29 protein-coding genes are annotated in these 26,759 nt (G+C 67.4%); 17 read left to right on the forward strand and 12 right to left on the reverse strand.

All coding sequences use genetic code 11. The annotated features are described in order from the left end of the window. Positions 1-471 precede the first annotated feature (471 nt). The 4 genes from ACFK0J_RS35535 to ACFK0J_RS35550 all read right to left on the reverse strand — a co-directional run bounded on the left by ACFK0J_RS35535 (position 472) and on the right by ACFK0J_RS35550 (position 4,869). A complete protein-coding gene (locus ACFK0J_RS35535) occupies positions 472-966 on the reverse strand; it encodes a molybdenum cofactor biosynthesis protein B (protein WP_218471713.1) in 495 nt (164 codons plus the stop codon). Positions 967-1,046: 80 nt separating this feature from the next. Further along, complete coding sequence (locus ACFK0J_RS35540) at positions 1,047-2,486, reverse strand: S1C family serine protease (RefSeq protein WP_378734080.1); 1,440 nt, start codon at positions 2,484-2,486, stop codon at positions 1,047-1,049. 203 nt (positions 2,487-2,689) lie between these two features. Next, on the reverse strand, positions 2,690-4,174 hold the full coding sequence (locus ACFK0J_RS35545; protein WP_378734081.1) for an ATP-binding protein: 1,485 nt from the start codon (positions 4,172-4,174) through the stop codon (positions 2,690-2,692). An 8-nt stretch (positions 4,175-4,182) separates the two neighbouring features. Beyond that, positions 4,183-4,869: a response regulator transcription factor gene (locus ACFK0J_RS35550; RefSeq protein ID WP_218471716.1), complete on the reverse strand. Its 687-nt coding sequence runs from the start codon at positions 4,867-4,869 to the stop codon at positions 4,183-4,185. A gap of 367 nt (positions 4,870-5,236) precedes the next feature. Between ACFK0J_RS35550 and ACFK0J_RS35555 the strand changes: the two genes are divergently transcribed. The 7 genes from ACFK0J_RS35555 to ACFK0J_RS35585 all read left to right on the forward strand — a co-directional run bounded on the left by ACFK0J_RS35555 (position 5,237) and on the right by ACFK0J_RS35585 (position 11,932). Beyond that, on the forward strand, positions 5,237-8,029 hold the full coding sequence (locus ACFK0J_RS35555; protein WP_378734082.1) for an ATP-binding protein: 2,793 nt from the start codon (positions 5,237-5,239) through the stop codon (positions 8,027-8,029). Then, complete coding sequence (locus tag ACFK0J_RS35560) at positions 8,026-8,433, forward strand: roadblock/LC7 domain-containing protein (RefSeq protein WP_218471718.1); 408 nt, start codon at positions 8,026-8,028, stop codon at positions 8,431-8,433. Before ACFK0J_RS35555 ends, ACFK0J_RS35560 begins: the two co-directional genes overlap by 4 nt. 7 nt (positions 8,434-8,440) lie before the next feature. Further along, positions 8,441-8,812, forward strand: a complete 372-nt coding sequence (locus tag ACFK0J_RS35565; protein ID WP_029900002.1) for a DUF742 domain-containing protein — start codon at positions 8,441-8,443, stop codon at positions 8,810-8,812. Between the two features lie 52 nt (positions 8,813-8,864). Continuing rightward, positions 8,865-9,431 (forward strand): ATP/GTP-binding protein, encoded by a 567-nt coding sequence (locus ACFK0J_RS35570; protein WP_029900001.1) that lies wholly within the window; start codon positions 8,865-8,867, stop codon positions 9,429-9,431. After that, positions 9,428-10,186, forward strand: coding sequence for an MHYT domain-containing protein (locus tag ACFK0J_RS35575; protein WP_378734083.1), 759 nt, complete (start codon positions 9,428-9,430; stop codon positions 10,184-10,186). The genes ACFK0J_RS35570 and ACFK0J_RS35575 overlap by 4 nt, the downstream gene beginning before the upstream one ends. Positions 10,187-10,256: 70 nt before the next feature. Continuing rightward, positions 10,257-11,273 (forward strand): glycoside hydrolase domain-containing protein, encoded by a 1,017-nt coding sequence (locus ACFK0J_RS35580; protein ID WP_378734084.1) that lies wholly within the window; start codon positions 10,257-10,259, stop codon positions 11,271-11,273. 434 nt (positions 11,274-11,707) lie between these two features. Next, entirely contained in the window at positions 11,708-11,932 is a 225-nt protein-coding gene (locus ACFK0J_RS35585; RefSeq protein ID WP_378734085.1) for a hypothetical protein, read from the forward strand. Between the two features lie 172 nt (positions 11,933-12,104). Here ACFK0J_RS35585 and rpmF read toward each other — a convergent pair whose 3' ends face one another. From rpmF to mrf, 3 genes are read right to left on the reverse strand one after another with little or no spacing between them, the layout of a single operon-like run. Next, a complete protein-coding gene (gene rpmF / locus ACFK0J_RS35590) occupies positions 12,105-12,278 on the reverse strand; it encodes a 50S ribosomal protein L32 (RefSeq protein ID WP_378734086.1) in 174 nt (57 codons plus the stop codon). A 1-nt stretch (position 12,279) separates the two neighbouring features. Next, on the reverse strand, positions 12,280-12,543 hold the full coding sequence (locus ACFK0J_RS35595) for a type B 50S ribosomal protein L31 (RefSeq protein WP_378734087.1): 264 nt from the start codon (positions 12,541-12,543) through the stop codon (positions 12,280-12,282). Further along, positions 12,540-13,865, reverse strand: a complete 1,326-nt coding sequence (gene mrf / locus ACFK0J_RS35600; RefSeq protein WP_378734088.1) for a ribosome hibernation factor-recruiting GTPase MRF — start codon at positions 13,863-13,865, stop codon at positions 12,540-12,542. Before mrf ends, ACFK0J_RS35595 begins: the two co-directional genes overlap by 4 nt. Before the next feature lie 95 nt (positions 13,866-13,960). Here mrf and rpmB point away from each other — a divergent pair, with 95 nt between their 5' ends. The 4 genes from rpmB to rpsR are packed head-to-tail and all read left to right on the forward strand — an operon-like array spanning position 13,961 to position 14,976. After that, positions 13,961-14,197 carry a 50S ribosomal protein L28 gene (rpmB, locus tag ACFK0J_RS35605; protein ID WP_378734089.1) on the forward strand — a complete coding sequence of 79 codons (237 nt, stop codon included), beginning with the start codon at positions 13,961-13,963 and terminating at the stop codon, positions 14,195-14,197. 13 nt (positions 14,198-14,210) lie between these two features. Continuing rightward, positions 14,211-14,381, forward strand: a complete 171-nt coding sequence (gene rpmG, locus ACFK0J_RS35610; protein WP_378734091.1) for a 50S ribosomal protein L33 — start codon at positions 14,211-14,213, stop codon at positions 14,379-14,381. A gap of 1 nt (position 14,382) precedes the next feature. Further along, a complete protein-coding gene (gene rpsN / locus ACFK0J_RS35615) occupies positions 14,383-14,688 on the forward strand; it encodes a 30S ribosomal protein S14 (protein ID WP_218471726.1) in 306 nt (101 codons plus the stop codon). A 33-nt stretch (positions 14,689-14,721) separates the two neighbouring features. Next, entirely contained in the window at positions 14,722-14,976 is a 255-nt protein-coding gene (gene rpsR, locus ACFK0J_RS35620) for a 30S ribosomal protein S18 (protein WP_040738992.1), read from the forward strand. A gap of 70 nt (positions 14,977-15,046) precedes the next feature. Here the strand turns inward: rpsR and ACFK0J_RS35625 are convergent, their stop codons facing one another. Next, on the reverse strand, positions 15,047-15,934 hold the full coding sequence (locus tag ACFK0J_RS35625) for a TIGR01777 family oxidoreductase (RefSeq protein WP_378734092.1): 888 nt from the start codon (positions 15,932-15,934) through the stop codon (positions 15,047-15,049). Between the two features lie 227 nt (positions 15,935-16,161). On the opposite strand from ACFK0J_RS35625, the gene ACFK0J_RS35630 reads away from it, so the two are divergent. From ACFK0J_RS35630 to ACFK0J_RS35650, 5 genes are read left to right on the forward strand one after another with little or no spacing between them, the layout of a single operon-like run. Continuing rightward, the gene (locus tag ACFK0J_RS35630) at positions 16,162-17,220 is read left to right on the forward strand and encodes a beta-ketoacyl-ACP synthase 3 (RefSeq protein ID WP_378734093.1); all 1,059 of its coding nucleotides are present in this window, start codon (positions 16,162-16,164) and stop codon (positions 17,218-17,220) included. 52 nt (positions 17,221-17,272) lie between these two features. After that, complete coding sequence (locus tag ACFK0J_RS35635) at positions 17,273-18,271, forward strand: AvrD family protein (protein WP_378734094.1); 999 nt, start codon at positions 17,273-17,275, stop codon at positions 18,269-18,271. Next, a complete protein-coding gene (locus ACFK0J_RS35640; protein ID WP_378734095.1) occupies positions 18,268-18,936 on the forward strand; it encodes a hypothetical protein in 669 nt (222 codons plus the stop codon). The genes ACFK0J_RS35635 and ACFK0J_RS35640 overlap by 4 nt, the downstream gene beginning before the upstream one ends. An 18-nt stretch (positions 18,937-18,954) precedes the next feature. Then, on the forward strand, positions 18,955-20,583 hold the full coding sequence (locus ACFK0J_RS35645) for an MFS transporter (protein ID WP_378734096.1): 1,629 nt from the start codon (positions 18,955-18,957) through the stop codon (positions 20,581-20,583). 11 nt (positions 20,584-20,594) lie between these two features. Then, on the forward strand, positions 20,595-21,383 hold the full coding sequence (locus ACFK0J_RS35650; protein ID WP_378734097.1) for an AAA family ATPase: 789 nt from the start codon (positions 20,595-20,597) through the stop codon (positions 21,381-21,383). 77 nt (positions 21,384-21,460) lie between these two features. Here the strand turns inward: ACFK0J_RS35650 and ACFK0J_RS35655 are convergent, their stop codons facing one another. Beyond that, entirely contained in the window at positions 21,461-22,030 is a 570-nt protein-coding gene (locus tag ACFK0J_RS35655) for a LysM peptidoglycan-binding domain-containing protein (protein ID WP_378734098.1), read from the reverse strand. A 210-nt stretch (positions 22,031-22,240) separates the two neighbouring features. Between ACFK0J_RS35655 and ACFK0J_RS35660 the strand changes: the two genes are divergently transcribed. After that, positions 22,241-22,702 carry a hypothetical protein gene (locus ACFK0J_RS35660; RefSeq protein ID WP_378734099.1) on the forward strand — a complete coding sequence of 154 codons (462 nt, stop codon included), beginning with the start codon at positions 22,241-22,243 and terminating at the stop codon, positions 22,700-22,702. A 176-nt stretch (positions 22,703-22,878) separates the two neighbouring features. Here ACFK0J_RS35660 and purH read toward each other — a convergent pair whose 3' ends face one another. From purH to ACFK0J_RS35675, 3 genes are read right to left on the reverse strand one after another with little or no spacing between them, the layout of a single operon-like run. Beyond that, positions 22,879-24,459 carry a bifunctional phosphoribosylaminoimidazolecarboxamide formyltransferase/IMP cyclohydrolase gene (purH, locus tag ACFK0J_RS35665; RefSeq protein WP_378734100.1) on the reverse strand — a complete coding sequence of 527 codons (1,581 nt, stop codon included), beginning with the start codon at positions 24,457-24,459 and terminating at the stop codon, positions 22,879-22,881. Beyond that, complete coding sequence (purN, locus tag ACFK0J_RS35670; protein ID WP_378743258.1) at positions 24,456-25,112, reverse strand: phosphoribosylglycinamide formyltransferase; 657 nt, start codon at positions 25,110-25,112, stop codon at positions 24,456-24,458. The genes purH and purN overlap by 4 nt, the downstream gene beginning before the upstream one ends. 58 nt (positions 25,113-25,170) lie before the next feature. Further along, positions 25,171-26,685, reverse strand: a complete 1,515-nt coding sequence (locus ACFK0J_RS35675) for a DUF6350 family protein (protein ID WP_378734101.1) — start codon at positions 26,683-26,685, stop codon at positions 25,171-25,173. Positions 26,686-26,759 lie beyond the last annotated feature (74 nt).

Consider the following 26,759-nt stretch of genomic DNA (forward strand, 5'->3'; position numbering starts at 1 on the left):
CATTAAACGCTAGGTAACGGCACTGCAACGCGAGCTTTCATAAAGATCAATGTGATGTAGGTCACAGTCGAACTCATGCAAATAACGCTCGACATGCATAAATGCATTGGTGGAGACGGTCCGAGCGGCCGATCGATGCCGATGGAGTCACCAAAGTGCCAGCGCTGAATACGGGACAAGGCCGTAAGAATATCGTCAGGGTTTCGTCAAAAGTAAACAATCACGAGGAGATTACGGCGAGCCAACTTCTCAATACGCAGTTACTACGTAGATAAGGGCGTCAACCGTGGTGCGGCGGCTTCTGCGCGCGCAGCCAATCATCGGCGGCGGACTCGTCTGCCGAGCCGTCGCCGCGTTCGTCGCTCGTAGTGTCTGGGAGGGCGTCGCCGAAGATTTCGGCGAGACGCGCCGCATCCCTCGCCCGGCGAGCTGCCGGACGAGGGATGTCGTCGGAGGGACCGGAGACCGTAATTATTCGACCAATCCGGAGAGTTCGCCGATCACTTTGCTGGCCAACGGACCGAGGGTCGCCATGCCATCGCGTACCGCGGCCCGGGTGCCGGGCAGGTTGACCACCAGCGTGCTGCCGGAAACACCGGCGACACCGCGGGACAGACCGGCATCGAGCGAACCGGCCACCCGGCCGGACGAGCGCAGGGCCTCGCTGATGCCGGGCAACTCGCGGTCGAGCACCTGGGAGGTGGCCTCGGGGGTGACGTCACGCGGGGACATGCCGGTGCCGCCGACCGAGATGACCAGATCGACACCGCCGATCACCGCGGTGTTCAGCGCGTTGCGGATCTCGACCTCGTCGGCCTGTACCGACACCGATGCGTCCACGAGGAAGCCTGCCTCGGTGAGCAACTCGGTGACCAGCGGGCCGAGCGAGTCAACACCTCCATGCGCCGTTCGATCATCGACGACCACCACCAGAGCACGCCCCGCCACCGGAGCATCGATTTCCATGCTGCTCACCGTAGCGCTTGTGCCGAGAACGTCAGCGGCCGTATCGAGCAGCGGCGTCCAGCCGCCCTGCAGCACCCGCATCACCGGCCACCGTCCGCCGGTGCGCCGGTGAGGGTCACCTCGACGGTCTTGGGGTTGTTGCCTTGCTCATCGGTGTAGGTGACCTTCACTTTGTCTCCTGGTTGGTGCGAGCGAACGGCGGCGACCAGTGCGTCGCCGGTGTTGATGCTGCGGTCGTTCAGCTTGGTGACGACCGCGCCCGCGGGGATGCCCGCCTTCGCGGCGGGGCCGTCGGGAGTGACTTCCAGCACCCGGGCGCCGTTGATCGAATCCAACGCCTGGATCTTGACGCCGATCTGCGCGTAGGTGGCATGCCCGGTTTTGATGAGCTCGTCGGCGACGCGACGGGCCTGGTCGACCGGAATGGCGAACCCGAGGCCGATCGATCCGCTCTGCTGGCCTGCTCCCGGCTCACCGGCGCCGAGGCTGGCGATCGCGGTATTGATGCCGATCAGCTTGCCGTTGCCGTCGACGAGCGCGCCACCGGAATTGCCGGGGTTGATCGCGGCGTCGGTCTGGATGGCGTCGATCACCGGGTTGGCGCCCGCGGGGTTCTGCGGACCCTGGCCCTGGGTCGACACCGGGCGGTTCAATGCGGAGACGATGCCGGTAGTGACGGTCCCGGCCAGGCCGAGCGGCGATCCGATCGCAACGACCGGCTGGCCGACCTGCAGGTTCTCCGAGCTGCCCAGCTCGATCGGGGTCAGGTTGCTCTTGCCGGAAACCTTGATGACGGCCAGATCGGAGACGGGATCGGCACCGACGATGGTCGCGGGCGCCGAGCTGCCGTCGGAGAACACGACCTCCATCTTGGCGCTCGGGCCACCGCCCGCGGCCACGTGATTGTTGGTCAGGATGAGGCCATCGGAAGACAGCACCACCCCGGAGCCCTCGCCCTCGGCGCGGCTGCTGGCCACCTTGATCATCACCACACTGGGCAGCACCTTCTGCGCCACCGCCTGGGTCGAGCCCGCTGGTGCGTTGGAGACCGTGTTGACATTGGGTTTCGGCTGATCGAGCGCATTGGTGATCGGCGCGCGCCCATTGTCCGAATGGGTGGCCAGCGCGCCGACCGCGCCGCCGACGCCACCACTGACCAAGGCCAGCGCGACCGCTCCCATGACCAGACCGGTGCGGACCGGCCGCTTGGCCGGTGCCTGCTGCGCACCACCGAACTCCGGGCCGGGATACCCCGCCCCGTGCGGCGGCTGCGGATCGAAGTGCTGGGCACCGTAGTCCGGGCCGGGGAACGGCTGGGTGTGCTGATGCGGCGGTGGGTAGTGCCCCGCCGGATGCTGTCCGTCCAGGGGCCCGTAGCCCTGCGGTGCGTAGGCGGCGTCCGCCCCGTATGGCGTGCCCACCGGACCCGCCGGTGCGGCCGGGATCTGTTCGGCCGGCTTGGACAGGTCCGATGCGGCGTTCGCCGGCTCGTCCCGCCGGTCCTTCGAATCCTCGGTCATGGACTCCTCGTTTCTCCTCAGCGTCTGCCGACCAGCTTGACGACGACGACTGAGAGCGGACTGAGACCGTGCTTGCAATTGTCCGAGACTGCGTACCCACTCCGAGCGGCCCTACCGACCGCTCCCCCAGCCATACGATACGGCTCCGGCCGCCGCCGCGCGCGCCGTCGAATTCACCGGATCCGACTCCATCGAACGTTCCGTTATTCGGTCGTCGGCGCGCCCGGCTCCCCTGGTAGGACGATGCGCACCAACGTGCCGCCGCGCGGCGAGGTATCGATGGCGATGGTGCCGCCATGCTTGGTGACCACCTGTTTCACGATGGAGAGGCCGAGTCCGGAACCGGGCATGGAGCGCGACGCCGTCGTCCGGTAGAACCGCTCGAACACCAATTCCCGTTCGGCGGGCGGAATGCCGGGTCCCGCGTCGTCGACCGTCAATTCGAGCAAGCCGGGACCGGTTTCGTGCATGCTGATCCACACCTGCGCGCCGGCCGGACTCCACTTCGCGGCGTTGTCGAGGACATTGAGGATCGCCCGCTCCAGCCCGGCTTCGTGGCCGTAGATGAACCAGGGCCGCAGCCCGGCGACGAACTCGATACCACTGCGACGGCGTCGGGCTCGCTCCAGCGCGCGCTCGGCCACCTCACCGAGATCGACCCGGTCGTAGACGGTCTCGGGCGCGTCTTCGCGCGCCAGGTCGACCAGATCGCCGACCAGCGTGGACAATTCCTCGATCTGTGCCATCACGTCCGCGCGCAGCTCGACCATGTCCTCGTCCGGGATGCTCGGGGCCCCCGGTCGGCTCGACGCGATCAGCAATTCCATGTTGGTGCGCAACGAGGTGAGCGGTGTGCGCAATTCGTGTCCCGCGTCGGCCACCAATCGGCGTTGCCGGTCCCGTGATTCGGTGAGCGCGCGCAGCATGGTGTTGAAACTCTCGGTGAGCCTGGCCAATTCGTCGTCGCCGGTCACCGGGATGGGCGTCAGGTCGTCGGTGCGCGCCACTCGCTCGGTCGCCGCGGTCAGCCGCGCGATCGGCCGCAACCCGGTGCGGCCCACCGCGGTGCCCGCCGCCGCGGCCAGCACGACCCCGCAGCCGCCGACCACGAACAGCAGCCAGGCCAACCGGTCGAGCACCTCCCTGGTCGGTTGCAGCCGCTGCGAAATGACCAGCGTGACACCCGAATCGGTACGCCGAGCCAGGACCCGCTGGTTCTCGACGGTGCGCAACGATGAAGGCTGCTCGCCGCGTGCTACCGCCAGTTCCTCGGAAGCGATGGGCGGCCGGGTCGGTTGCGGCGGTACGTACGCCGGGATGGGGTTCACGGGTGCGCCGGGTGGGATCGGATAGATGATTCCCACCCCGATGTCGTTGGAGAACAACGTCGCCAGGCTCAGTGTCTGGAAGGTCATGTTGTCGATGTCGCCGTTGATCATCGTCGCGGACCTGGTGCGCAACTGCGCGTCGACATCGCCGTACAACGCGCGCGCCACCATCGCGTAGGCCGCGATCGAGGTCACGGCGACCGCGATGGCCACGACGGACGCGGCCAGCAAGGTCACCCGCCAGCGCAACGAGACCGAGCGGGTGAGCGGAATGGGTGGCCGCATTTCGGCCGGGTCGGGCGGGCGCTGTTGCTGTCCCAGCCCGGCGACCACGGGTCGCTTCGGAGCGGTTCTCGGCATGGCTTGCCCTAGGGGGGCGTCTCCCGCAGCACGTATCCGACGCCGCGGACCGTGTGGATGAGCCGTGGTTCGCCGTCGGCTTCGGTTTTGCGGCGCAAATAGCCGATGTAGACCTCGAGGGCGTTGCCCGAGGTCGGGAAGTCGTAGCCCCAGACCTCCTCGAGGATGCGGCTACGGGTCAGCACGCGGCGCGGATTGGCCATCAGCATTTCCAGCAACGAGAACTCGGTGCGGGTCAGGCTGATCGCGCGCTCGCCGCGAGAAACCTCTCGGGTCACCGGATCCAGCGACAAATCGGCGAACGTCATTGCCTCCGATGCCTCTCCCGGATCGGCAGTCGTGCGACGCAGTAAGGCGCGTAAACGCGCGAGCAATTCTTCCAACGCGAACGGTTTCGGCAAATAGTCGTCGGCCCCCGCGTCGAGGCCGGCCACCCGCTCGGATACCGAATCACGTGCCGTCAAAACCAAAATCGGAAGATCGTCACCGGTGCTGCGCAAGCGTCGGCAGACCTCCAGCCCGTCCATCCGGGGCATCATCACGTCCAAAACCAGGGCGTCCGGTCGCTGACTCGTCGCCTTGTCGAGGGCGTCGACGCCGTCCACCGCGAGGTCGACGGAGTAGCCGTTGAAGGTCAATGACCGGCGCAGCGACTCACGGACGGCGCGATCGTCGTCGACTACCAGAATGCGCATGCGACCAGTTTGACCGTATCGACTGAGAGGCGACTGAGAGGCGCCACCCGACACGCCGGGTCCGCGGTCGACCGGTATGCCGGATGACAGCACCCGTTCAGCTATCGACGATCTGGAGCTCCCTAGATCACCTGTCCAGTTAGTCTGTACACTCTAGAAGTCGTACAACGCGAAACCTGTTACGTGTAGCCATATTCGGGCACCGTCCGACCTTGTCCCTCAGATTGCCGATGGGCAGCCCTCGCGGTATGTTCCCTGCGGTAAAAAGAAGACCTTTAGTTGGTTCTCGGCGGGTAGATCCCACTTACGTTGAACAGCACGTGCCATCCCGAGGGCCCCTGCGCGGAGTGGAGGCGACGGAAGCGGAATGGAAGCAAAACCGCGTTCCTGGTATTTCAGCCTGTCCAACTTGCCGGTAACCCGGAAGGTCGGCATCGTTCTCCTGCTGCCCGTCCTACTGGCCTCTACCTTCGCGGTGTTGCGGATCAACGATGAGCTCGGCACGATTTCGCAGCTGAACGCGACCTCCGAGCAGGCGCGAATCATCCGTCCGATGCTTGCCTTCGGCGCGGCCACCGAACGCCTCGCGATCACCGCTGCCACCATGCGAACCAACCAGACGCAGGACCCGGAGCTCGACAAGGTCAGCGCCCGCTTCGATCAGACCGCGGTCGATCTGGAGACCACGCTGCGCACCGCCACCGGCGACAACCGCGTGACGACCGAACTCGGCGCCGCGATCGCGGCGGGCCGGACCATGCGCAACGGGCTGCTCAACAGCTCGCCGCAGACCATTGCCGAGCAGTCCGACGAAGTCGCCGCGCGCATCGGTAACGCCATCGCGGTGTCGCCGTCGCTCGAAGAGGTCACCATTCAGCGGTACTTCCTGCAACTCGGCGTCAGCACCAACGCGCGCCGGGTGTTCACCCAGGAATACCTGATGATCACCACCGCCGATCCCGCGCGCAATCCGGCCGTGCAGGCCAAGCTGCTGATCGCCGCCGGATCCGAGCTGGTGCTCAATGCGCAGTACGCGCAGCTCAACCCGGCCTCGGCAATCAACGCCGACACCCTGCTCAACGCCGTGCAGTCGCGCCTCGCGGCGCTCGGTCAGGGCGGTGGCGATCCCGCCGCCATCATGGATTCGCTCAACACCTCCAGCAAGGCCTACGACCAGGTCACCAACAACCTGGTCGACATCATCGATGACAAGCTGGCGAATCAGACCGCCGACGTGCGCAGCAGCGTGCTGCGCGATGTCGCGATCGTGGTCACCACGCTGCTCGCCTGCCTGGTGCTCGGCTTGGCCGTCGCGCGCTCGCTGGTGGTGCCGATTCGCCGGCTGCGCAGTGACGCGCTGAAGGTCGCGCACGAGGACCTGCCCCGCGAACTGGAGCAGGCCCGCTCCGGCGGCGCCACCCCGGAGATCGCCCCGGTCGACGTGCACACCACCGAGGAGATCGGCCAGCTGGCCCGCGCGGTCGACGACATTCATCAGGCCGCCCTGCACCTCGCGGCGGACCAGGCCCGGCTGCGCTTGCAGATCGGCAACATGTTCGAGACCCTCTCGCGGCGTAGCCAGTCCCTCGTCGAGCAGCAGCTCGCTCTGATCGAGGACCTCGAGCACGACGAAGACAACACCGAACGGTTGCAGAGCCTGTTCCGGCTCGACCACCTCGCCACCCGCATGCGGCGTAACGGCGACAACCTGCTGGTGCTGGCCGGTACGGCACTGCGCCGCGGCCAGCTGCACCCGGTCCAGCTCTCGGACATGCTGTGGAGCGCGGTCTCCCAGGTCGAGGACTACCAGCGGGTGGAGATCACCGCCGTCCCCGAGGGCATCGTCGCGGGCGAACCCGCGATCGACATCGAGCATCTGCTCGCCGAATTGATCGACAACGCGCTGCGGTACTCGCCGCCGACCACTCCGGTCACCGTGTCGGTGGCCCGCGCGGTCGACGGCGGTTACCTGATCGAGGTCACCGACCGCGGCCTCGGCATGGCCGCCGAGGATCTGAAGGTCATCAACGACCGGCTCGCCTCGGGTGGTGAGGTCACCGTCGAAACGGCGCGCCGGATGGGTCTTTTCGTCGTCGGCAGGCTCGCCAAGCGGCACACCATCACCGCCAGCCTGCGCCGCACCTCCACCATGGCCCAGCAGCCCGGCATCACCGCGAGCGTGCACCTGCCCGGTGCCCTGGTCTCCCCGCCGCTCGACGCCACCGACCCGAACGGGCAGTCGCTGCACTTCACCGGCGAGTACGCGCTGCCCGCGGCGCCGTCGCAGAACACGCAGCCGCGCAACCTGGTTCCGGTGCCGAGCCTGCCGCAGCACAACGCGCCGCGGTTCGAGGTGACCACGTCGGGACTGCCGCAACGCCGGCCTGCCATCCGGGTGGCCGAGGCGCCGGGGCAACCCGTGGTCTCGATGGCCGCCCGCAACAACACCCCGGACAGCGATCCGGACTCGCAGCCGCCGACCCAGCCGTGGTCGATCAACAACCAGAGCGACGACCGGTCCCCCTTCGGCCCGCCGACGGCGAACGAATCGAGCAACAGCCCGAACCGGCCCGCGGCCGCGGAGCAGGAGCAGAGCACCGACCTGTGGACCGAGCCGGAGCCGACGGTTGCGCGCGAGCCCGAGCGGCGCGACAGCCGCGACAACGCGGATGAGCAGCGCGACAACGCGGGTGAGCCCGCCCCGGCGACCACCTCGCGGTCCGGTCTGCCGATCCGGCGACCGGCCACCGTGCCTGCCGCCGAACCGGCTCCGCCGCGGACGCCGGAGCCCGCGATGGTCACCTCATCCCGGTTGCAGCCGGTGGCGGGTGCCTCGCCGACCCCGATCTATCAACGCATGGTCTCGGAATGGCTGGTCGAGCCCGCCACCTCGCAGGCGACCGAGACGACATGGACCTCGCCGGCCGATGCCGGCTGGATGGCCGCGGAGGAGGCCACTCGGCCGACCCCGACCGGTCGCACCAGCGGTGGGCTTCCTATCCGCACGCCGGGCGCGCAGCTCGTCCCCGGCGGCCTGGCCCAGGAAGACGAACCCGGAGCCCGTGACCCCGAGGAGATCCGGACCAACCTGACCAGGCATCTCAGTGGGGTCCGCAGTGGGCGGGCCAATGCGCAGTACAACGACGGAGGGCTTGCATGACCAACGCGAACAGCACCACGGATGAGAACCTGAACTGGCTGGTCGCCCGCTTCACCCGGGACGTGCCCGGCGTGTCCCATGCGGTGCTGGTGTCGGCCGACGGCCTGTTGCAGGCGACCAGCCCGCACCTGCCTGCGGACCGGGCCGAACAGCTCGCCGCCGTCACCGCGGGCCTGGCCAGTCTGTCGATGGGCGCGGCGTCGCTGTTCGACGGCGGCAAGGTGATGCAGTCGATCGTCGAGATGCAGCGCGGCTACCTGCTGGTGATGAGCGTGGGCAATGGCTCGCACATCGCCGTGCTCGCCAACAAGTCGCACGACATCGGCCGGATCGGCTACGAGATGGCACTGCTGGTCGACCGGGTCGGCACGGTGGTCACGGCCACCGCCCGCACCGCGGTTTGAGCGTGAGATGTCCAATCCATTCGGACCTGGACCAAAACCGACCACGCGTGTCCGACCCTATGCCCTGACGTCGGGGCGTACCGAGCCCGCGGTCGACCTGCCGATGGAGGCGGTCATCGAGACCCTGTCCTACACTGCGCATCTCGACTGGCCTACCGGTGATGTCCGCACGGATATTCTTCGGCTCGGCACGCACCGACTGTCTGTTGCCGAGATCGCCGCTCACCTGGATCGGCCGCTCGGCATGGTCCGGGTGATGATCGGCGACCTCGTCGTCGACGGCATCCTGCGTGTGCATTCGACACTGACTGACGAGGCGAGTTTCGACGAGCGCCGTTCTTTGATGGAGAGGACTTTGCGTGGACTCCGTGCCCTATAGGAAAATCGGGCCCGACACCAACACCGGCCATACCGACTCGGACAACAACCGGATGGCCTCGACGAAGATCGTGGTCGCCGGTGGTTTCGGCGCGGGCAAGACGACTTTCGTCGGTGCGGTATCGGAGATCGTTCCGCTGCGGACCGAAGCCATGGTCACCCGGTTCTCCGACGGTATCGACGATCTCGCCGACACCCCGGAGAAGGAGACCACCACCGTCGCCATGGATTTCGGCCGGATCATCCTGCCGGGCAACCTGGTGCTCTACCTGTTCGGTACGCCGGGGCAGCGGCGCTTCTGGTTCATGTGGGACGACCTGATCCGCGGCGCGATCGGCGCCGTCGTGCTCATCGACACCCGCAGGCTGGAGGACAGCTTCGCCGCGGTCGACTTCTTCGAGGCGCGCAACCTGCCGTTCCTCGTCGCGGTCAACCGCTTCCCCAACGCGCCCCGCTTTCCGATCGCCGAGCTGCGGGAGGCGCTCGCGGTGCGCGAGGGGGTGCCGATCGTCGACATCGACGCGCGCAATGCCAATGAGGTGCGGCAGTCGTTGGCCGCGGTGACCGAGTACGCCATTCAACGTCTCGCCGTGCAGGAACGCGAACAGGCGGTGCTTTGAGTTACTTCAGCATGGGCTACTGGATCATCGGCCTGTCCGTCGTGGTCTCGTGGGTCGGCGCGCTGATCGGTTTCAGCTGCGTCCGGCAGGCGGCGAAGTCGTCGACGGCCCAGTTCCGGGTGGTGTGGCAGGTTTCGGCGGCGATTTCGATCGGTGCTATCGGGGTGTGGCTTCCGGTGTTCGTCTCGATGTTGGGTGTCTCGGTGCGTGGCAGCCTGATTCGGTACGACGTGTTGAATGTCGCCGGGGCGGCCGTGGTTTCGGTGCTCGCGGTGTGGGCCGCGTTGGCGATCAACGGATCCGCGCCGCGGATACCCCGCCTGGTGGCCGCGGGCCTGGTGATGGGCGCCGGTTTGGGCCTGATGCACTTCCTGGCACTGGATGCCGTTCGGATTCAGGGTTCGACCAAGTTGACACCGATGCTGCTGCTCGCCGCGACGGCGATCGCGGTCGTGATCTCGCTCGCCGCACTGTGGTTCACCCAGACGTGGCGGTCGCTGCCTGCCCTGATCGGTGCGGCGCTGTTGTTCGCGGTCGGCGTCGCGGGCATGCATTACACCGATCTGGCCGGTCTGCGGACCCAGCTGTCGGCGACCGGCTCGATGCCGCCCGGTGAGGATTTGTTCGGTTTCTTCGTTCCGGTGTTCGTGCTCGGCATGCTGTCGCTGGCCATCCCGATCAGCGCGATCCTGATCGCGCCGGACCGGCGCACCCCCGTCCCGGTTCGGGTGGTGAAGTCGAACTCCGCAGTGTGATTCCCACGCCGGTCGCACGGGTTCGGCGATGCCACCGAAATCCTCGGCTGTCCGTTTTACAGTGAGAGACATGCGTTTCGGTCTGGACTACGCCGCGGCACGTCCGGGCGGCGCGGCGATCCGCGCGGCGGGTTTCGATTTCGTGGTCCGGTACCTGTCCCACGGTGGTCCCACCCTGCCCGGCAAACTCTTGACCCCGGCCGAGGCCGATGATCTACGGGCGCACGGTGTCTCGATCGTGTCGAACTGGGAGACCACCGCGGCCCGCATGCTGGACGGTTACGGCGCGGGCGTGGTGGACGCGCGGGCGGGGCTCGCGCAGGTGCTGCGCTGCGGTGGCCGGCAGGACCGGCCCATCTACTTTTCCGCGGATTTCGATGCCACGCCGCAGGACCAGCAACCCATCAATGCCTACCTGGATGGTGCGGCGACGGTGCTCGGACGCGCGAATGTCGGTATCTACGGCGGTTATTGGCCGGTGAGCCGGGCACTGGACTCGGGTAGCGCGACCTGGGCATGGCAGACCGATGCCTGGTCGGGGGGCAATGTGGAGACGCGGCGCAATATTCATCAGACGCTGCGCCAGCAGATCGTCGGTGGCGTGGTCTGCGATGTGAACGTGGCCGAGACGACCGATTTCGGTCAGTGGGATTTCATACAGGAGGCGGACGTGACGCCGGAGCAAGAGGCAGTGCTGCGCGATATCCAGATCCAGTTGCGCGGGCCGGGCCTGTCCGGCTGGCCGCAGTTGGGTACCGACGCGGAGGGCCGCAATCGCACACTGGTGGACGGGGTTGCTGCCGCGTTGGCCAGGATCGGCGAACTGGAGGACGAGGTCGGTGAATTGCGCACCGAGATCAGCGAGTTGGAGGCGACGACGGCCGATCTCACCGAGCAGGTGCAGCGGCTGAGCGGGCGGAATTGGCCGTGGCCGTTGTCGTTGATCGAGGGGCCCGCGGCGTTGGTCGGTGAGCAGTTGGCGCGACTGGAGTCGAAGTTGCCGGACTTGCCCGGTTTGCCGGGGCATGGCGCGGGTACGCGGGACACATCTGGTAGTGGTGCGCTGGAATCGCGTTCGACGCGATGATGTCGGCTTGCGCGGAGGGGAACTTTCGCGGCCGGAATGTTGGCGATGAGCGGGTTCTCTCGGGAACCGGGAGAACCCGCCCTCTCGCACGAGGGTACCGGCGCCAGGACACGATCGCATCACTTCATGGAGACTTTTCCGCCTGCCAAAAACCAACTCACAGTAGGTATTTCGCCTGGTAGCTACCCGATCGCAATCGCGTCGCGCACAAGGTTGCAACGTCGCCCCCACCAGGCCGGTAGCTAGCCAGTTGCCGATGTTGTGCAGTATCGAGTGCTGATCGACCACCAAGCCGATACGACGTCCTGACCGCTCGCTCGACCCTCGACCCCGTCGCGTTCGCCCCCCACGACAGCACCATCCGAGTTATCGTCGGCTGGCACAAGGCGCCCGGACGGGCGCCGCACATCCAGGTTCGTTCGAAGGAGTTCGCAATGGCCGTCAACGTGGTGCTCGACAAGGCTCTCGACAAGGCGTACGAGAACAAGTCGCTGAACGAAATCCTCTCCGCTCCGCCGTCGGCCCTCGCCGGTCTCACCGAAGAGCACGACAAGCAGCTGCTGGAGGCGCTCGAGATCAAGACGATCGCCGACCTGGCCAACAACAAGTACTTCCGGCTCGCGGCCACCCTCGCGGACCTCGCGGCCAAGGAAGGCTGAAATATCTGCCACGCCTTCGGCGCGGCGTGTCCGCGGCCCCCTTATGGCTCGTGTCTCAGCGACCGCTGCTTGCGACTTCGTCACATGCGCAGCGGCCACTGAGACACGAGCCGGGCCGCGAACGGCGCTCGCAGGACTCGCGTGGTGGTTGATCCGGGTGCGCCGCCCGGCCTCAGATCCGATTCAGATCGATCAGCCCCCGGCGCACTGCCGCGACCAGTCGGCGCGGCACCTTGTGCACCACACCGGCGACCGTCACGGGCACCAGGTCCGGCGGTGTCGCCTTCCACTGGGCACGCCTGCTGCGGGTATTCGACCGCGACATCTTCCGCTTCGGCACCGCCATCTCAGACCTCCCCGCGGCGCGTGCGCTTGCCGTACTTGCGCTCGAACTTCTCCACCCGGCCCTGGCTGTCCAACACGCGCTGCGCGCCGGTCCAGAACGGATGCGAGTCGGCGGTCACGTCGACGGTCAGCAGCGGGTATGTATTGCCGTCCGACCACTGCACGGTGCGGGTGCTGGTCGCGGTCGACCGGGTGAGGAACTGCTTGCCGGTGCCGGCGTCCTCGAATACCACCGGGTGGTAGTCCGGATGAATCCCTGATTTCATTTCGCTTCTCCTCTCGGGCCTTTCACGTCTTCGATCGGCAGGTTCGTGGCTTCGGCGGTCTCACACGGGTCGGCGTGCCAGCTGCCGAACGGGTCCTCCCACTGGGCGACCCGCTCGGGTGCCCGCTCGACCAGCCGCAGCTCGTCGTCCTCCACCAGCGCCCAGTGCAGCGCCTCGCGGATCTCGGTGGGGTCGGCGTCGTGCACCAGGATCACCAGTGAGATGTCCCGGTCGCCGAACTGGTCGTCCCAGCGCAGCGCGGCCATCGCCCGCCGGTCCGGATCCGCCTGAGCGAGTTCGGCTTCCGACATCGCGGCCAGCCAGCGGCCCGCGCTGCCGACGCGCAGGCCACCGCCCGCGGACTCCAGCCAGGCCACCTCGTCGGGCTGGGTGGCCAGCCACATGCGGCCGCGCGCGGTCACCACGCCGTCGAAGAGCACGTCGAGCGCCTCGTGCAGGCGGCCGGGGTGGAACGGCCTACTCGCGGCGAATTCGAGAAGTGTGACGCCGTAGTCGCTGGTGAGCGGTGGCTGTCCGCGCAGCAGCGGTGCGTGCGCGTCGAACACCCGGCCGCGCCGGGCGTGCGCAGGCACCAGGGCGAGCAGTGCCTCGACCCGGTCGGCGGTGATCGTGTGCGGCTCGTCCACCCAGGCCACGGGCGCGTCGGGGACGAGCCGGGTCAGCACGGCCGCCAGCTTGCCGCGATCGGTCTCGGCTCCGGGCTCGGCCGGGCCCAAGGCCATTACCGCGTCGGCGAATTCGACCTGACCGACGGCCAGCTGAGCCACCGTGCGCTCGTCGTCGGCGCGGGCCAGGCCACGCTCGGCCAGCGTCTCCTCGCCGGTGGCGTCGGCGAGCCAGGCAGCCGCGTCCAGGAAGGTGAGCACGGCCTCGATGCGCACGTCGCGCCCGGCCGGGCCGTCGACCCGGCCCAGGATGCCCTCGACCACCACATGTTCGATGGCGTGGCAGACCGCCTCGGCCTCGAAGGCGGGATCCAGCGCCAGCACGATACGGTCGACGGAGTCCCGCGCGGCGAGTGTGCGCAGCAGCGGCAGCAGGTCGATGCGCAGCGTGCAGGAGACACAGCCGTGCGCGAGTTCGAGCACGTCCGACGTCTCATAGGTCGCGCTGCGCACCGTGCGATGCACGATGCCCTCGCGCAGCTGGCCCAGATCATGGTGAACGACGACGGTGCCAGGGGCGTCGTTGCACAGCGCTGTGGCCGCGTGGTCCATGCCCGCCGCGGCGAGCCCGGCGAAGCCCGCGAGTACCACGACGGGTGTTCTCCGGTCGGCCTCAGGTGGAAGCACGGACAGCACCCCTTTCGATAACGATTTTCATTTGCGTCACAGCAACGGTACATTGTCGATCAATCGTTGTCGAAAATGATTGTCATCTACCGGAGGGAGCCCGTATGTCGGCCCACTGCCAGGTCACCGGGCGCAAACCCGGGTTCGGCAAGTCCGTGTCGCACTCGCACACGCGGACGAGCCGTCGCTGGAATCCCAACGTCCAGCGCAAGACCTACTACCTGCCCAGCGAGGGCCGGCGCGTCACGCTGACCGTCTCGGCCAAGGGCATCAAGACCATCGACCGGGACGGGATCGAGGCCGTGGTGGCTCGGATCCGGGCCCGGGGCGACAAGATCTGACGAGGAGAAATTCATGGCGTCCAAGTCGACCGAGCTGCGGCCGATCGTCAAACTGAAGTCCACCGCGGGTACCGGATACACGTATGTGACCAGAAAGAACCGGCGCAACGATCCCGACCGGATGGTGCTGCGCAAGTACGACCCGATGGTCCGCAAGCACGTCGATTTTCGCGAGGAGCGCTGAGATGGCGAAGAAGTCGAAGATCGCCCGCAACGAGCAACGCCGAGCCGTCGTCGAGCGCTACGCCGCGCGCCGGGCCGAGCTGAAGGAGCTCATCCGCAAGCCGGGCACATCGGACACCGCGCGCGCCGATGCCCTCGCTGAGCTGCGGCGACAGCCGCGCGATGCCAGTCCGGTACGATTGCGCAATCGGGACGCCGCTGACGGACGACCGCGCGGTCATCTCCGGAAGTTCGGACTTTCCCGTGTGCGTGTACGCGAGATGGCCCACCGGGGCGAGTTGCCCGGTGTGCGCAAATCGAGCTGGTAGACAACCACTGTTCTCGTACGAAGGATCCCGTATATGGCAGTCAAGCGAGCACCGTCGAAGAAGGTTCGCGCCGAGCAGGCCCGCCGTCCGAAGAAGAACCCGCTCATTGCCGCGGGCATCGAGAAGGTCGACTACAAGGACGTGAATCTGCTGCGCACGTTCATCTCCGATCGCGGCAAGATTCGCAGCCGCCGGGTCACCGGGCTCACCCCGCAACAGCAGCGTCAGGTTGCCGTCGCGGTGAAGAACGCCCGCGAGATGGCGCTGCTGCCCTTCACCAGCCGGTAGCTCCGAGCGCGGCACAGCAGACGACGAGGCCCTCGATGCGATGCATCGCGGGCCTCCTCGCGTCCAGGGGCTACTTGCCGGGGAACGACCACTCCATGGCACGTTGCAGGGTGGGGTGGGTGAACTCGAAACCGTTTGCTTCCAAGACCTTCGGCCGCATCTTGTGGCCGTGCAGCAGCTCGGCCCCCGCCTCGCCGCCGACGAGCTTCAATACCGCGCCGGGCAGCACTAATGCGGCCGGGCGGTGCAGCGCGGCCGCGAACGTTTTCGCGAATTCCGCGTTGGTGACGGCCTCCGGGGCCACCAGGTTGACCGGGCCCGTGGTCGAGCCGGTCAACAGCGACGCCACCGCGGCGGTCCAGTCGAGCAGCGAGATCCACGGCAGGTACTGTCGGCCCGTGCCGAATCGGCCGCCGAGACCGAGTGTGAAGATCGGCTTCAACCTGGTGACGATCTCGGCATCCGCGGCGAGCACATTCGAGGTGCGTAGCAACACGACCCGCGCACCCGCCGCGGCCGCCACCGCGGTGGCCGCCTCCCATTCCCGGCACATGGTGCCGAGGAAGTCCGTTGCGGCCGGTGCGGATTCGTCGACGTCTTGATCGCCGGTGTCGCCGTACCAACCCGCCGCCGAGGCGTTGAGCAGCACCGGAACCCCCGCGGCGGCAACCGCCTCGGCCAGCACGCGGGTGGGCACGATCCGGCTGGTCCGCAGTTCTTCCTTATAGGACGGTGTCCAGCGTTTGCCCGCGACCGCGGCACCGCACAGATTTATCACCGCGTCGGCCCCCGCGAGGAGGTCTGCGGCGAAGGCGGGACCATAAGGATCCCAGGTGATTTCATCAGCGGCCGCCGCGTCGCGCCGGACCAGCCGAATGATGTCGTGGCCGCGATTGCTCAGTTCGGTGACCAGGTGCTTGCCGAGGAATCCAGAGGATCCGGCCACAACGATGCGCATGGACGTCATTCTGCACCAAAGGAATCCGCCGCGCCCGCGCACGCCCGGCCGAGCAGGACGGAGGACGGGGCGCACCCGATGTCGAGATCAGGTACCTGCCGGTACACGGAACAGGTTGCCGCACAGTGGATTCTGAACGACACTCCCCATTTGGTGTGATATCCGTCACACCAACGGGCGGGTCTGGTGTTATAGCAAAATGTTCTAACACCCTGTCCCATCGCCGGATGTTAGATTATCTAACTGATAACAGACTGATAAAAAGGCCGCCGCCGGGTGAGTTGAGGAGTCGCGACATGACTTTACAGGCCGGCATATCAATGATCGGCGTCTACCGACCCGATCGAATTGTGTCCAACGCCGAACTGGCTCCTGGACTGAATGTAAACGATGAGTGGATAATTCGGCGGACGGGGATTACCGAGCGTCGTTTCGCGGGCCCGCACGAGACCGTCACGACCATGGCGACACGGGCGGCGGACGCCGCTCTCAGTGCCGCCGAAATGCGCGCTGAACTGGTCGATATGGTGATTCTCGCGACCTCGACACAGCTCACTCAGACACCGGCCTGCGCCCCTGCGGTCGCCGCGCAATTAGGCTGCCGTCACCCGGCCGCGTTCGATATATCGGCGGGTTGCTCCGGGTATGCCCACGGAATCGGCCAAGCGGCCGCCCTCATCAACGCCGGGCAAGCCGACACGATATTGGTAATCGGTTCCGAAAAGCTCAGCAATAATATTGACCTCGAAGAACCGTCGGTCGCCCCCATTTTCGGTGATGGCGCAGGCGCCGCAATTGTGACACGGGTCGATTCAGGACACATTCGACGCACGGTCTGGGGCAGCGCGGGCGAGCATGCCGAGCTGATCCGGCAAGAGCCCACCTGGGAAGAATTCCGCGCTGATCCCACCCTGGTCGCCCCCTCGCTACGGATGGACGGCACCGCTGTCTTCCGCTGGGCCACCGCGACGGTACCGAGCCTGGTGCGCCGGATCGCCGAGGCGGGTGAGATCGCGCTGTCCGAGGTGGAGGTCTTCATCCCGCACCAGGCGAACCAGCGGATCATCGACAGCGTCGTGCGCGAAATCGGTTGGGAGAACCAGTCCGTCGCGATCGCCGACGACGTCCGCCGGTCGGGTAACACGTCCGCCGCGGCCCTCCCGCTGGCGATCGACGACCTGGTGAATTCCGCGCGGGCAAAGCCCGGACAGCTTGCGTTGCAAGTGTCCTTCGGTGCCGGGCTCTCATACGCGGGTCAGGTATTCGGCCTTCCGAAGGTTGCCTGACCCCCTTCTGTGTCATCTGTTCGATCTGTGTTCGAAAGTGCGGTGCCCCAGTATGAAACAGTCATTCTCCAGTTACGACGAACCACTCGGCCCGCACGCCATCCGATATTTCGGAGACGGCTACAAGAATGTCGGTAGGGACTTCACCGAGCTCTCACTCAGCCGGTCGAGTTCCATCGGCGCCCAGCACACCGGACGCGCCATCCTGAGTTATCCGGCAGGCTGGTCCACCAAGAAGAACAGTGAACTGGTACCCCACGTGAGCAGCGTGGATACCATCATGCTCGCCGTGGCGCTGTGCGACGCCGCGGTCGCACGGACGCGCGCATTGACTCCCGCGGAGTCCGGGCGGTCGTGGGTGCGCCATGCCACGGTGCGAGCGGGCGCCAAACCACACGAGGACCTGGCGAACGTCCCCGTGGCGGCGACCGTGATCGGCACCTCCGATACCGCCGACACCTGCGAAGCGGAGATCGAGACCAGTTTCAAGTTTCAGGTCGGACCGCTCAACGGCACGCTCGCCATCGTGCACCCGCCGGGCTGCGGTCCGCGGTCCGAGCCAGGGATCGAACGTTTCGGCAGCATCGCCGAAATCTTCGGCCCCGCACCGCATTACTACCTCAACGGCCTGGTAGACCACACGTTGACCGCGACCGAGCTCACGGTGGACGAGAGCGGCGGCCGGATCACCGGGCAGCACCGAATCACTCCGGGCACCGTCGGCGGATACTCCGGCGCGGAGTCCGCGTACTCGGATTCGTCCTCGCCCATCGATTCCGTGGTCGGCGCGGCCCAGTCCTCGCAAATCCTGCTCTACCACTTGGATTCGCTGGATCGGACGAACAGCAACACCCTGTGGATGCGCAAGCTCGAGTTCGTCACCGCCGGACCGCACCGCCCGATCGACGATTCCTTCGAAGGCATCCTCGAACTCCGGCGCGCCTCGATCATCGATCGCGGCGGGAGTCGCTGGCGCAGTGCCGATATCCAGATCAAGGCCTTCAACGGTGTGACCGGCTCCTGCCTGCTCGCCCACCAGCTACCGGAATGATCACCGACACGCTCGACCGTCCGGCACCAACCCAGGTCCGGACGGAGCTACCCGCTGTGCGGCTGGCGATCACCGGTGCGCCACGCACCGGTAAGACCACGCTGGCCACCGCGCTGTCGCTCGCGACAGGGCTCCCACACACCGGGCTGTCGCCGGAATCGTCGGTGACGGTTGGTCAGCGGCGATTGGCACGGACCGTCGAACTGCCGGTGCGCATGTTCGAACGGCGGGTGGACGCCGAGGCGAGAGCCGAATCCGGCTTCGTCTCCGACGGATCGGTGCTGAACGAGTGGGCGGTGGCCGAAACCATTCGCCGCAGCCGCGGGTTGCTCAGCTGGCTGACGAACCCGTTCGATATTCCGAATCGCCTCTTCGAGAACGGTTTTCTGACCGCACACGCGGGAATCGTCGCCCGCCGCGCCGACATCTCCTACGATGCGTTTGTTCACCTCCGGATAGACCCGGAGACGCTCATCGGCGACGATGCCGAGCAGCGCACACTGACCGAACGCATCCTGCTCGAGACCCTGCACGCATCGACCATCCCCTACTTCGTGTTCGGTGGACCGCTCGAGGATGTGATCACCCACGTGACGCGACTGTATCGTCTCCCCGAACTCGTACCAGCGGACAAGGCCGTCGCGTTCGCGTCGAAAGCCGCCTGAACAGAGGACAACTCGCACATGGCCATCGGACCGACCGACACCACGCACCAGCGATCGGACACCGCGATCTGGACCTTGGTCGCGGTGGCCGTGGCCACCTTCATGCTGATGCTCGACCTGACCGTGGTGAACGTGGCCCTCCCCGATATCCGTGCGGCCTTCGACTCCTCGTTCTCCTCACTACAGTGGATTCTCGACTCCTACGCGCTCGGCCTCGCCGCGATCCTGCTGGCCGCGGGTTCCCTGGCGGACCGCATCGGGCGGCGCACCGTCTTCAACGCGGGGATGATCATCTTCGCGCTGTCCTCCCTCGCCTGCGGGCTGGCGCCGAACGTCTTCGTACTCATCGTGGCCCGGCTCGTCCAAGGGCTCGGCGGCGCAATCCTTTTCGCGGTCGGTCCGGCGCTGCTCGGCCACGAGTTCCGGGGCAAGGACCGCGGCGTGGCCTTCGGCGTGTTCGGTGCGGTGACCGGTCTCGCGATCGCCTTCGGCCCGCTGATCGGCGGCGGTCTCACCGAAACGGCCGGTTGGCGGTGGATCTTCCTGATCAACGTGCCGCTCGCCATCGGCGCGCTCGTGCTGGGTGTGCTGAAGATGCGCGAATCTCGCAGCTACACAACACCACCGGTGGACTGGCCGGGCATGATCACCTTCTCGGCCGGGCTGTTCTTCCTGGTTCTCGCGCTGCTGCGGGGCCAGGAGGACGGCTGGGCAAGCGCCAGAATCATCCTTTGTTTCCTGGTGGCGGTGCTCCTGCTGGCCTGGTGTGCCCGGTCCCAGGTCACCCGGCGCAGCCGCGCGATGTTCGACCTGAATCTGTTCCGCAACAATACTTTCGGCGGTCTGTCGGTGGTTACCGCACTGTGCGCGTTCACCGTCATGCCCGCACTGTTCCTGCTCATCTCCTACGTTCAGAACCAACTCGGCTACTCGGCGCTGGCCAGCGGAATCCGCTTCCTGCCCTTGACATTGCTGCTGTTCGTCGCGGCCGCCATCGCGGGCGGGTTGGTCACCCGATTGGCGCCCGCCGTGCTGGTCGGCACCTCGCAGCTGTTGATCGCCGCGGGCCTGGCCGCGGTCTGCCTGGTAGACGTGGACTCCGGCTGGACCGCCCTCATCCCCGCCATGGTCTTGATCGGGCTCGGCATGGGCATGTTCAATCCGCCACGGGCCGCGCTGTCGATCGCCGTGACCATTCCCGACAAGGCGGGCATGGCCTCCGGAGTCAACGAGACCTTCCAGCAGGCGGGCCTCGCGATCGGCATCGCGGCCATCGGCGCGTTCTTCCAGAACCGGGTCGGCGATGCCTTCGCCGAGTCGGAAGCGGCCCGAACCATGCTGGGCGACAAGGTCTCCGAGATATCCGACGTGATCGCCGCGGGTGGCGGCGCGCACGTGGCGAGCACCGGGCCGGTCCGGGCGGCCGCGGAAGCGGCCTTCCTCGACGGACTCCATCAGGCGATGCTGCTCGCCGCCGTCCTCGCCGCGATCTCGGGACTGATCGCCTTCGCCACCCTGCGGCGCGGCGACCTGAACGAGGCGGCCTTGGCAACGCCCGGCGTGCCCGCCGAGGACGACAACATCACCCGCCCGCTCCGGCTGCCCGACACTGGGCGCGCGGCCGTGCAGTTACGCAAAGAGCGATAGGAGACGGGCCCGTGTACCTGATCGGCGGACAACGACGTGAGCACATCAAGCTGGCCATCTCCGGCACCTACGGCGTAGGCAAGAGCACAGCCACCGAGGCGTTGTCGATCGCCACGGGTATCCCGCGCACCCATGCGCTGACGTCCCGCGAACTGCTGGTCGACCTGGTGCCGGGCAAGACGGTCATGGAGCTGAACTCGATCGAGCTGCTGCAGCTCGGGCTGCGCCGGTTCGAGGAGCGGGTACACAACGAATCACGGGACGGCTCTTTCATTTCCGACGGATCGGTGGTGCACGAATGGGTGTACGGCACCGCTCGGATGGCGGTCGGCATCAATCCTGGCGCCTCGTGGGCATTGCGGGCGGTGAAGTCGGTGGCGGGCCTCGGACGCAAGCAGCCGCTACGGGAATACGTGGACATTTTCGGCGACATCGTCAAAGACCGGGCCCGCTACCTCTACGACGCGTTCGTGCACCTGCCCGTCGAATTCCCGATGAAGACCGACGGGCATCGCCCGGTCTCGGAGCCGTTCCGAAAGCTGTCCGACGAGAGTTTGATCGCCGTGGTCAAAGAGCTCGGGCTGCCCTACGAGATCGTCGGCGGCTCGGTATACGACCGGGTCACCCGGATCATCGAATTGTTCGACCTCGACACGGTCATGCCGGTGGAGCAGGCCATGGCGCAGGCGCAGAATCGGGTCGCGAGCGCCACCAAGGTGCTCGAGCAAGACGACCGGTTCCAAGCGGCGCAGCGCAAGAAGTCACTGGCGCGCCGCGTCTCCTATGCCATGCGGTACTGAACCGGCCGCGCCGATAGACCCGTGGGACCCCGGCTACTTGCGCCGGGGCCCCACGTTTTGTCTTGCACCGCAATGATTTACGGGATGGTCAGCACCTGGCCGGGGTTGATCGCGTCCGGGTTCGGGATGCCGCTGGCGTCCGCGATCTCCTGGTAGCGGTTGCCGTCACCGTAGAAGCGCTCCGCGATCGCCCACAGGGTGTCGCCCGGCTCGACCGTGTAGGTGCGCGCCTCGGGGGCAGGCGGCGGGGGCGCAACCTCTTCGGCGGCGGGCGCCGCGGCGGCCGACTCCGGCTCCGGGGCCGGCAGCGGGTTGTCGGTCTTGGTGTCCGAGGCCCACAGCGCACTGCCGTCCTTGCCGTACAGCACCACATTGCGGTCCGCCTGCACGACCAGCCGATCCGCGTCCTTGCCATTGGTCTCGGTGGACCAGGCCGAACCCTCACCCTTGTACAGCACGAAGTTGCCGTCGTCCTGCAGGGTCGCGCGCTCGACACCCTGATTGTGAGTCAGGGTGGACCACACCACATTTCCGTCCGGCTCGGACAGCACGAGATTGCCGTCGTCCTGCAGGGTAAGGGTGTAAGCACCACCCTGCAGGGACTGGCCCAGTCCGAGTTCTTCGCCAACGCGCAGTGTGTCGCCCACGGTTCTTCCTTTCGAAGGTTCTGAAGAGCATCCGACTTCGACACGCGCCGTGGTGCTCGGGCACGCATCTAGGCCGAAGATACTGCTCTGACCCTGGTTACGTAGGGATTACGCGCACGGTTCGCCGAAAGTTCACTGTGGGGTGTGTCCTATTGCCGGGCCCGTTCCGATGTGAGATGACCGGAGGTGTTGCCCACTAGGCTTGTGGGCATGACTCGGATCTCGGGCGGGCGTGCCGCCGCAGCTGTTGCCGTTGTGCTCGGGTGCCTCGTCGCGGCGGGGTGCGGTGGTACGGATGATGGTGTGGCGCAACCGAACACCATCACCTCGACCAGTGCCGCGCCGAGTACGCCGACGGAGGACTCGGGCCCCAGCACCGGCAGGCAGTTCACCGCCGACCCGACCATTGTCGGTGCGCACCCGATCCCGTTCACCTCGTGGACTCGCCTGGCAGACAACCGGATCGCGGTCAACTTCCAGACCGGTTCGCCCGAATGTTATGGCGTCGACGCCACCGTACGGGAAACCGATTCGACGGTCACCGTCGAGCTGCGATCCGGCGCTCGCGCCGACGCGGTGGGCCGGATGTGCACCATGATCGCCGTCTTCGGCACCCTCGAGGTGCCGCTGAAGGCACCACTGGGCAACCGGCAGGTGCTGAGCGCGGCGTAGCCCGGAACCGCGCTACGCCGCGGGTTCGCCGATAGCGTCTCTCAGCGCCGCGAATTCGAGATAGCTGCCTGATTGCGGTGGGCGCTGGATCGCACAGCTAGTAGGTGATAGGCGGGGGCGTACTGATACCGAAACGCCACGCCTGCGGACCGGCGTGGCGTTCGGGTATCGGTGACTCAGTGCGCGAAGTGGCGGGACCCGGTCAGGTACAGCGTCACTCCGGCCTCGCGGGCCAGGTCGATGGTTTCCTGGTCACGGACCGAGCCGCCGGGCTGCACGATGGCCCGGATACCCGCCTGGACGAGTTGCTGCGGGCCGTCCGGGAACGGGAAGAACGCGTCCGAGGCGGCGACCGAACCCTTGGCGCGGTCACCTGCCCGCTGCACGGCCAACTGCACCGCGTCCACCCGGTTGACCTGTCCCATGCCGACGCCAACCGAGGCGCCGTCGTGGGCGAGCAGGATCGCGTTGGACTTCACGGCACGGCAAGCACGCCAGGCGAATTCGAGATCGGCGAGGGTCTCGGCGTCGGCCGCCTCGCCCGCCGCCAGTGTCCAGTTGGCCGGATCGTCGCCCACCGCGTCCAGGATGTCGCGCTGCTGCAGCAGCGCGCCGCCGCTGATCGGCCGCAGCTCGGCACCGGCGCGCCGTGGCGGTTCGGCGATCAGGATGCGCACGTTCTTCTTGCGCTGCAACACTTCTACCGCGCCATCGGCGTAGCCGGGAGCCACGATCACCTCGGTGAAGATCTCCGCGACCTGCTCGGCCATCTCCACGGTGACCTCGCGGTTGGCCGCGATCACGCCGCCGAACGCGCTCACCGGATCGCAGGCATGCGCCTTGCGGTGCGCCGCCGCGATGTCGGCGCCGATCGCGATGCCACAGGGGTTGGCGTGCTTGATGATCGCCACCGTCGGCGCGGTGTGGTCGTAGGCGGCGCGCCACGCGGCGTCGGCATCGGTGTAGTTGTTGTACGACATCTCCTTGCCGTGCAACTGCTGTGCCTGCGCCAGCCCGAGGCTGCCGTCGTTGTTGGTGTACAACGCGGCGCCCTGGTGCGGGTTCTCGCCGTAGCGCAGCACCGCGGCGCGCTCCCAGGTTCCGCCGAGCCAGCCCGGGAACAGCTCGGTAGCACCCGCCGTCGCACTCTCGCCGACCGCAGGGACCAGCGTGTTCGTCAACCAGCTCGCCACCGCGACGTCATAACTCGCGGTGTGCTGGAATGCCTTGGCCGCCAACGCGGTCCGCTCGGCCAGGGTGAAGCCACCGGACTTCACGGCGGCGAGTACGTCGTCGTAGTCGGCGCTGTCGACGACCACGCCGACCGAAGGATGGTTCTTCGCCGCGGCACGCACCATCGACGGTCCGCCGATGTCGATCTGCTCGACGCACTCGTCGGGACTCGCCCCGCTGGCCACTGTTTGGGTGAACGGGTACAGGTTCACCACCACCAGCTGAAAGGCTTCGACACCCAGCTCGGCCAACTGGTCGACGTGCTCCTGCTTGCGGAAGTCCGCGAGGATGCCCGCGTGCACCCGGGGGTGCAGCGTCTTCACCCGGCCGTCGAGGGTCTCCGGGAAGCCGGTGAGGTCCTCGACCTTGGTCACCGGGATACCCGCGTCGGCGATCTTGCTCGCGGTCGACCCGGTCGACACCAGCTCGACGCCCGCGGCGTGCAGGCCGGTGGCGAGCTCGATGAGGCCCGTCTTGTCGTAGACGCTCACCAGCGCCCTGCTGATCGCCTTGCGCTCACTCACCGAAGTACTCGCTCATCTGGGATAACTGCCTTTCGTCCGTCGGAAACAATGCCCCGCGTCGCGACAGCGGCGACGACCTGCGCCAGCAACCGCCGTTCGACAACTTTGATGCGCTCGTGCAGGCTGGCCTCGTCGTCGTCGGGCAGCACCGGCACCGCCTCCTGCGCGAGAATCGGCCCGGTGTCCACACCCGCGTCGACCAGGTGCACGGTCGAGCCGGTGACCCGCACGCCGTAGGCGAGCGCGTCGCGCACCCCGTGCGCGCCCGGGAAGGCGGGCAGCAGCGCGGGATGGGTATTGATGATTCGGCCGCCGAACCGGTCGAGGAAGGCCGGGCCGAGGATCTTCATGAACCCGGCGGAGACCACCAGATCAGGTGCGTAACCGGCGACCGCGTCGGTCAGCGCGGTGTCCCAGGCGGCGCGATCGGGAAAGTCGTTCAGCGCCACCTTGAAATGCGGTACGCCCGCGGCTTCGGCGTGCTCGGTGGCCGCGCAGGTGCGGTCGACGCCGACCGCGACGATCTTCGCGGGGAAGTCCGCGGCGCTCGCCGCGTCGAGCAGCGCGCGCAACAGGGATCCGGTGCCCGAGGCGAGCACGACGACGGTCGCCGGGGCCGCGGCGGGTGTCCACGGGGCATGCGGGGGCGTCAGGGGTCTACTCCTGCGAGTCGATCGGATGGCGGACGGGAGAGCTCCGCCGCGTAAGAGCCTAACGACCGTCGACCCGGTCAGTTTCCGGCAGGTCCGCCTCGACCACCTCGGCGTCGACGATGTCAGGTGTGGTATCCGGGCCGGTGGCGCGCACGGTGCCGATCGCGGTTTGTTCCTCGACGAGTTCGCCGTCCAGCTCGACTTCCAGGTCCGGTCCGTCGTAGTCGGCGTAGTCGTCTTCGAAATAGTCGTTCTCGGCGTAGTCGTCGTCGGTGTAGTCGTCGTCCGTGTAGTAATCGTCGTCGGCGTAGTAGTAGTCGTCGTCCTCGTCGTAGGGGTCGGCGTAGTCGGCGGGCGCCGCGCCGACCGGGACGAGGAACCAGCGCGAGAACGCCAGACCGGCATAGCCGGGGATGGCCAGCCAGGCGAAGGTGACCGCGGCGAAGATCGGCAGGTCGAGTCCGATCCGGCCGAACGTACCGAGCTCGCCGCCCGCGATCGCGCCGAGCAGCAGCAGTGCGACGGTGGCCAGTCCCGCCGAGCTGAGCGTGGCCCACGGCGCACCGACCCGATCGGTCGAGGTGCGGGCGAGGTCGAGGCCGCCGAGTACGCCGATCGCGGCCGGAATCAGCAGCAGCACGGGCCACCAGCCCGCCGCCGGTCCGGTCGGCACCGCGGCCATCAGCGGCACGGCCGGAATCGGGCCGCCGGCAACGGAAAACACCCCGAACGACGCGGCACCGACCTGCGCGCTCGAACCGACGAGCACGCCAACCGCCTGGACCACCAGGTTCGGCAGGTAAGCCAGCGACAGCAGGGTCAGCCCGATCACCCCGGCGGCGTTGCCCGCGCTCTGATAGGTGTCACCGACGCGTGGGATGTGCGCGAGGAACGCGACGACGGTGAGCGCGGCGGCGCAGCCGAGCAGCCGAAGCACCGCACGACCCGCGCCGTACACGCCCGAGATCGCCCACTCCGGCAGGCGCAGCAGCGCGAACAGCTGCCGCCGGTTCTCGGTCGCGATCCCGCTCACCGCCGCGAGCAGGTACAGGCCGCCAACCCAGGCGAACGCGGCGAGGGTGTTCGGTGGTTGCAGCGCGACGACGCTGGACGCGTCCTCGGCGACCGCGAGGCAGATCGCCGTGATCAGGAGCGGCCCGCCGAGCGCGGCACCGACGATCCAGCCGAGATCGGCGCGCGTGCAATCGGGTTCGACGGCGCGGGCACATTCCCGGGCGGCCAGCCAGACCACGAGCGCGGTCGGCAGCAGCGGCAGCAGGCCGAGCGAGGTCTTCCCGATCAGCAGCGGAACCTGGTGCACGCCAAGCCATCCCGCGGCGATCGCGCCCGAGGTACCGGCCAGGTTGCTACCGGAGGTCAACAACGTCGCGAGGGCCAGCACGATGATGGCGGTGAGCGCGTAGGCCGTCGGCCGCCCGGCGACCAGGACAAGGACTCTGGCGCGTTCGGGTGTCAGTGACAGAAATCCTGCTTCCTCGGTGTCGGCGGGCGGCTCCGACACACCGCGGGACCCGGCGGTCCGGCGTGCAAGGGAGTTTCGGGAGCCGGTCACGACTCCGTCTCGCTACCGCTCAGCTCCGCCGTGCCCGGCAGCGCGCTGTTTCTCCGGTTCGCTCGCTGACGCTC

The organism is Nocardia brasiliensis (assembly GCF_042691675.1).
Taxonomy (GTDB): Bacteria; Actinomycetota; Actinomycetes; order Mycobacteriales; family Mycobacteriaceae; genus Nocardia; species Nocardia brasiliensis_D.

What these genes read in the sequence shown, in the direction of transcription:
- ACFK0J_RS35535 (WP_218471713.1), bottom strand. Translation starts at nt 966, where the DNA reads ATGGAAATCGATGCTCCGGTGGCGGGGCGTGCTCTGGTGGTGGTCGTC.
- ACFK0J_RS35540 (WP_378734080.1), bottom strand. Translation starts at nt 2,486, where the DNA reads ATGACCGAGGATTCGAAGGACCGGCGGGACGAGCCGGCGAACGCCGCA.
- ACFK0J_RS35545 (WP_378734081.1), bottom strand. Translation starts at nt 4,174, where the DNA reads ATGCCGAGAACCGCTCCGAAGCGACCCGTGGTCGCCGGGCTGGGACAG.
- ACFK0J_RS35550 (WP_218471716.1), bottom strand. Translation starts at nt 4,869, where the DNA reads ATGCGCATTCTGGTAGTCGACGACGATCGCGCCGTCCGTGAGTCGCTG.
- ACFK0J_RS35555 (WP_378734082.1), top strand. Translation starts at nt 5,237, where the DNA reads ATGGAAGCAAAACCGCGTTCCTGGTATTTCAGCCTGTCCAACTTGCCG.
- ACFK0J_RS35560 (WP_218471718.1), top strand. Translation starts at nt 8,026, where the DNA reads ATGACCAACGCGAACAGCACCACGGATGAGAACCTGAACTGGCTGGTC.
- ACFK0J_RS35565 (WP_029900002.1), top strand. Translation starts at nt 8,441, where the DNA reads ATGTCCAATCCATTCGGACCTGGACCAAAACCGACCACGCGTGTCCGA.
- ACFK0J_RS35570 (WP_029900001.1), top strand. Translation starts at nt 8,865, where the DNA reads ATGGCCTCGACGAAGATCGTGGTCGCCGGTGGTTTCGGCGCGGGCAAG.
- ACFK0J_RS35580 (WP_378734084.1), top strand. Translation starts at nt 10,257, where the DNA reads ATGCGTTTCGGTCTGGACTACGCCGCGGCACGTCCGGGCGGCGCGGCG.
- ACFK0J_RS35585 (WP_378734085.1), top strand. Translation starts at nt 11,708, where the DNA reads ATGGCCGTCAACGTGGTGCTCGACAAGGCTCTCGACAAGGCGTACGAG.
- rpmF (WP_378734086.1), bottom strand. Translation starts at nt 12,278, where the DNA reads ATGGCGGTGCCGAAGCGGAAGATGTCGCGGTCGAATACCCGCAGCAGG.
- ACFK0J_RS35595 (WP_378734087.1), bottom strand. Translation starts at nt 12,543, where the DNA reads ATGAAATCAGGGATTCATCCGGACTACCACCCGGTGGTATTCGAGGAC.
- rpmB (WP_378734089.1), top strand. Translation starts at nt 13,961, where the DNA reads ATGTCGGCCCACTGCCAGGTCACCGGGCGCAAACCCGGGTTCGGCAAG.
- rpmG (WP_378734091.1), top strand. Translation starts at nt 14,211, where the DNA reads ATGGCGTCCAAGTCGACCGAGCTGCGGCCGATCGTCAAACTGAAGTCC.
- rpsN (WP_218471726.1), top strand. Translation starts at nt 14,383, where the DNA reads ATGGCGAAGAAGTCGAAGATCGCCCGCAACGAGCAACGCCGAGCCGTC.
- rpsR (WP_040738992.1), top strand. Translation starts at nt 14,722, where the DNA reads ATGGCAGTCAAGCGAGCACCGTCGAAGAAGGTTCGCGCCGAGCAGGCC.
- ACFK0J_RS35625 (WP_378734092.1), bottom strand. Translation starts at nt 15,934, where the DNA reads ATGCGCATCGTTGTGGCCGGATCCTCTGGATTCCTCGGCAAGCACCTG.
- ACFK0J_RS35630 (WP_378734093.1), top strand. Translation starts at nt 16,162, where the DNA reads ATGTTAGATTATCTAACTGATAACAGACTGATAAAAAGGCCGCCGCCG.
- ACFK0J_RS35635 (WP_378734094.1), top strand. Translation starts at nt 17,273, where the DNA reads ATGAAACAGTCATTCTCCAGTTACGACGAACCACTCGGCCCGCACGCC.
- ACFK0J_RS35640 (WP_378734095.1), top strand. Translation starts at nt 18,268, where the DNA reads ATGATCACCGACACGCTCGACCGTCCGGCACCAACCCAGGTCCGGACG.
- ACFK0J_RS35645 (WP_378734096.1), top strand. Translation starts at nt 18,955, where the DNA reads ATGGCCATCGGACCGACCGACACCACGCACCAGCGATCGGACACCGCG.
- ACFK0J_RS35660 (WP_378734099.1), top strand. Translation starts at nt 22,241, where the DNA reads ATGACTCGGATCTCGGGCGGGCGTGCCGCCGCAGCTGTTGCCGTTGTG.